This is a genomic window from candidate division KSB1 bacterium (assembly GCA_022562085.1).
Classification (GTDB): Bacteria; Zhuqueibacterota; Zhuqueibacteria; order Oceanimicrobiales; family Oceanimicrobiaceae; genus Oceanimicrobium.
Window position 1 is genome coordinate 1 of the sequence record JADFPY010000418.1, and the last position, 3,565, is coordinate 3,565.

At 44.9% G+C, this 3,565-nt stretch carries 4 protein-coding genes; 1 reads left to right on the forward strand and 3 read right to left on the reverse strand.

Features of this window, described 5'->3' with window-relative positions:
* Nucleotides 1–195: 195 nt before the first annotated feature.
* The 3 genes from IH879_21545 to IH879_21555 form a co-directional block, all read right to left on the reverse strand.
* Complete coding sequence (locus tag IH879_21545; protein MCH7677512.1) at nucleotides 196–594, reverse strand: hypothetical protein; 399 nt, start codon at nucleotides 592–594, stop codon at nucleotides 196–198.
* Between the two features lie 520 nt (nucleotides 595–1,114).
* A complete protein-coding gene (locus tag IH879_21550; GenBank protein MCH7677513.1) occupies nucleotides 1,115–1,954 on the reverse strand; it encodes a hypothetical protein in 840 nt (279 codons plus the stop codon).
* Entirely contained in the window at nucleotides 1,948–3,024 is a 1,077-nt protein-coding gene (locus IH879_21555) for a hypothetical protein (GenBank protein MCH7677514.1), read from the reverse strand. Before IH879_21555 ends, IH879_21550 begins: the two co-directional genes overlap by 7 nt.
* A gap of 269 nt (nucleotides 3,025–3,293) precedes the next feature.
* Here IH879_21555 and IH879_21560 point away from each other — a divergent pair.
* On the forward strand, nucleotides 3,294–3,565 hold a 272-nt coding region (locus IH879_21560; protein MCH7677515.1), incomplete at its 3' end, for a hypothetical protein.

Here is a 3,565-nt window from a genome sequence, read left to right on the forward strand (position 1 = left end):
TGGAAGCTCCTCAATAACTTCTTCAACAAGTTGTTCGAAGTTTTCTATTGACTCGCACTTAGGTTGCGTGTTTAATTGTCTTGATTAAACTACTACCTCAGGTAGTGGTCCTTTTGAAGATGGTTATACCGTTTGATTCATTGTTAGATTAGTACTCATTGGTGTAAGAAACTTCCATTCATCCTCTCCAAAGTTCTATTGAGTCACTGTCTTAGGCATCCATGACTCCCTTTTGCTTGGCACTTGATCTTTGCAAAAGTCTACTATTTTTGCCAGTAGATCGTCCATTTCATTTGACTTTACCAGAACAGCTTCGGCCATTTTAGACAGATCGTCGTATAGTTCTTTATCCGGCACAGTGAGGATTAAGGGAATATCCCCATATTTCTCACGCAGGACTGAAAGCGCCTTCTTCTCGATTATCTTTTTGGGATGGAGGTCCCAAACTATCAGGTCTGGCCGAAGCCCGTCCAGCACTTGAAGGCCATCCACAATACCAGGTTTAGCGATGGCCCGAAAGCCCGCCTGACGCAGCGCCGACTTGCAGGCGTCACGAAATTGAGGTTCTGGCTCAATAATTAGAACGGTTGGCATGATCTGAGCTCCAAACCAAAGAGTTATTTTGTCGCCATGACCTTCTGAAACCCTATGGGGTGGGTGCTTTTTTAAGTTTCGTGCAGAGCAGTTGCGAAGTCAGGAAATTGGTGGATTTGGGGAAGGTTTTCGGGGTTCCGGATCTGAGTATCTGCTCTGCTCGAAAAGTCTTTTTTGTTTCTGAGCGAGCAGTCTAAAAATTTTATTGTTTGAGGGTGAGGGTGAGTTGAAGGGAATAAAACTTTTAGTCTGGGAGCGTTTCAGGGGTTAGGTGTTAGGGAGTTGTGGTAGAAAAGGTTACGGAAGACGATCCCCGTCCCGACTTTCCTTTGGTATTTATAATGATGAAATCGGGAAGGAAGCGTCTGGAGTCCGTGGAAGACCCGCACCCCGACTTTCCTACAAAAATATAATAATCAAGTCGGAGGAGGAGGCTGAAACGGTCCGAAAACAAGAATAATCTTACTTTGGCTACTTAGGTATAGGTATATCTCAGCTAAAAGGGAAACCAGGTTAGATGTTATTCCTCAAACGCCAAAATTTTTAAGCCATCCAGCAAAGCTGCCACTCTCTCAAACGCATCCCGCTGTAGCAGGTCTCTGTCCTCGGCATCATCGATCTCTTCAAAAGTGGTCACCCACACCGGCCCCGGGGAGTTGATTTTTTCGAATCTCTTGCGAATTTTACTCAGGCCTTCTTTAACCAATTTGTTTTTTGAATGACTCTTGAAAATTTTTGTCAGGGCCGGAATTCCGCCCGGATAGTTCTTAAGGATAAAGTAAATGTCATAAGCATGTTTTTCTTTGTAGGTTTCCCAAAGAGCCATTCCTTTCATCACCAGAAAGGGTACAACATTGGCAATCCTTATGGTCACTTCATCTTCGGAACCGTCGGGTAATTGACCCTTTATTTTGACCTTCGTATAATCCTTAAAAACCAGATCGGCGCCCCTGGCTTTTCTGGCAAGTACATCCTGAACCCGTTGGGTTCGGTGACTGCGACCGGTTCCGCCGTATTCGCCTGAAAGCAAGTCCACCTGAACTTTAATCTCTCTGCCAGAGGTTGTTTTGATATTTCGATAAAAAATAAAGGGCTGTACACCTTGCTCGTACGCTCTTTCTTTCAGGCGCTGTAATATTGTGGCGTAAGTGGCTGAAGAGATTTTTTGAAAGTCCAGAGCCAAATCAATATCGAGGCTGCCCGTATGTTCAGCCTTCTTATCACCAATAAGGAAATACGGGACCCAACCTCCAATCACAACAATGTGGTTGCAAAATTCACCCAGTACATTCATGACCTCGAGCATCACCGAGAAACAAGCGTCTACTGCTTCCTTATTATAATCCAGTCGGGTTACCATTGTTTTCGCAATCTCTCATTTAAGATAAAATCGGCCGCCTCTTCACCGCGTTCCTTGTAACTCTTCAAATCCAGATAAAGCTGGATATCTGAAACAACCTTCTCACCGTTGATTTTCTGACAGCCATAAAATACGCCCTCGTCATACGGCTCGAGGAAAACCACATTGGCTCCCGAAGAAACGGTTTTCAGATCAAGCTCTCGCGCCACATCTTCAATATTTTTTTCGATGTAGGCAAATATCCGATTCGAACGCAAAAAAGGTGCCACGCGCGCTGCCCCGGACGTGAGAGCAAACGCGTATCGGATGTCACTTTGACCTAAGAAATCGGTGAGGCGTTTCTCAAAATCCTGTTGGTTGTCCAGCGCATAAAAGGAAAGTGTTTTGTTCTTCCGATAACTATAATTTTCAGACCAGTTATTTAACAGCACTTCCGGGGCACGCAATTGAAATTTTGCGTCCTCTGTTTCCTCAATCCACTCGAACTCCAATAAACGTTTTTTAATGTTGGAGGTTTGTCCCAGACTCAGTTTAGCTTCCCGGGCCAGTTCTATGACTTGCCATGACTTCTTCGGGTTCTGCAGGAGTACTCGCAAAGCGCGGGTAGATTTAGGCGAAAACAGAGATTTAAGCGGTCGTGTCGCCGGATATGGATTGGGTCTGCCCTCGATCTGAATGTAGACACCATTGAATTGAAACCGGCAGTTTCCTGCCAGGTCTAAGTAGCCCAGGCCCTCTTTTATGCAGATGTTTTTGGATTCATCGGATAGAAAAGTTGCACCGATAACGCCATAGACATTCTTTTCCTTCGGAAGAATTTCTTTCAATTGGCTTGCGGCCATCCGCACATAACGTGGCTGGCCTACGGATTTTACTTCAACAAACACCGTGAACAGCTTGCCGGTCTTTGTCTTCACTCGCATGACAAGGTCTGGTTGAGAATCTCGTTCGCCCGCTTGATTGAGGACAGCATCTTTAACTGTTTCAACGATGCTCAGAAAACCAGTTTCGTTAAAGATTTGTTGTGAGAGGTTCTGTATTTTACTTATGATTTCAGTTTGGCTCAGCATGGTTTCACTCATTCATCATATTTCAGCGTTTGCTGAAAATATAGAAAATAATGAAACAAAAATCAAGATGTTTCATTAAATAGCGAGCCGCAGTTGCGAGCGATAGACGAAGTTTTCGCAGAACGTCGATACTGTTTCAAGTATCTTATGCGAAGCAAAACTTTTGGAGAACTAAAAAGCTCTTTCGCGAGTATCTGCGCCTCGCGGCCACAGGGGGTGTGAGGGCTTTCGCCGAACGAGTGCGACGATGTATTATTTTAACCATATCAGTGAGGGCGATAGCAAGTGGCGGGGGCAATTGCTATTTTCTTGCATTAATTATCCGCCGCTGGCTGAAGAAACTGATTGAAATCATTGCCCATGCCTATTTCTTAGGAGAAGGGGTCATGTATCTGCTTCAGGAAGCGATTCATGCGGTTTATAAGGCATCTGGCGTCTACAAAGGCACCAACAAGACATTTCCGACTTTTGTAGATGTGCTCGACTGGCTGGAGAATCATCCCGTCAAAGGACGAAAGAGCCTGTGGATGGACTCTGCTCT